Source organism: Microbacterium umsixpiens, from assembly GCF_053543675.1.
In genome coordinates this window covers 1,535-2,478 of sequence record NZ_JBLVOH010000227.1, presented here as the reverse complement: position 1 = coordinate 2,478, position 944 = coordinate 1,535, and the positions used below count along the sequence as shown (strand labels likewise).

The 944-nt window shown below is 67.7% G+C and carries 1 protein-coding gene; it reads right to left on the bottom strand.

Features of this window, described 5'->3' with window-relative positions; all coding sequences use genetic code 11:
- Nucleotides 1-19: 19 nt before the first annotated feature.
- The coding region (locus ACNPM4_RS19050) for an ABC transporter substrate-binding protein (RefSeq protein ID WP_448986780.1) at nucleotides 20-944 on the bottom strand (925 nt) is incomplete at its 5' end.

Sequence of the window (944 nt, the reverse complement as noted above, 5' to 3'; positions counted from 1 at the left end):
GGGGCCCCCGTCTGTGCGCTTACTTGAGGCGCGTGGTGGTGTTGTCGGCGCCGAACTCGTAGACGCCGATCGCGGCGCCCTTCGGGTCGTTGTTCTCGTCGAACGTGATCTCGCCGGAGAGACCGTCGTAGTCCGCCGTGCCGCCGCCGTTGATGATGTCGGCGCACTCGGCGTACGTGGTGCACTTCTCACCCTTGTCGCCGCCGCCGGACACGGTGCCCATCTGCTCAGCCATGTCGGCGCCCTCGACGGAGCCGGCAGCCAGAGCCGACAGCGCCATGAGGATGACGGCGTCGTAGGCCTCAGCCGAGTAGGTCACGGCGTCGATCGGGTCGTTGCCGTCGGCCGTCCAGACCTCGTTGAGCTGGTCGAGGAAGTCCTGCGGCAGCTCAGCGCCGGCGCGGGTTCCCTTCGAGCCCTCGAGGTTGACCGAGACGTCGGTGCCCCAGTCCTTCAGGTTGCCGTCGACGAGGTACAGCGAGCCCGTGTCGACGCCCGCGTTGCCGAGCAGCGGCGCGATGGTCGCGAACTGGTCGTACGAGACGACCGCGACGGCGTCGGGCTTGGCGGCCGCGATCTCAGACACCTGAGCGTTGAACTGACCGTCGCCCTGGTTGAAGGATGCATCGGCGACGACCTCGCCGCCGGTGCCCTCGAACGTCGACTTGATGGCCTCGAACAGACCGGTGCCGTAGGGGTCGTTCTGGTAGATGATGCCGAGGGTCTTGTGGCCGTCTTCGGCGATCTGGTTGCCGAGGACCTCGCCCTGCAGGTTGTCGCTCGGTGCCGTGCGGAAGTACAGCGGGTTGATGCCCGAGAAGTCCGGCGACGTGTTCGACGGCGAGACGGTGAGGATGCCCGCGCCGGCGTTGCCGTCGAGGATGAGCTTGGTGACGCTCGACGACGCGGCGCCGACCATCGCGGTGATGCCCTCGTTCTGGAGG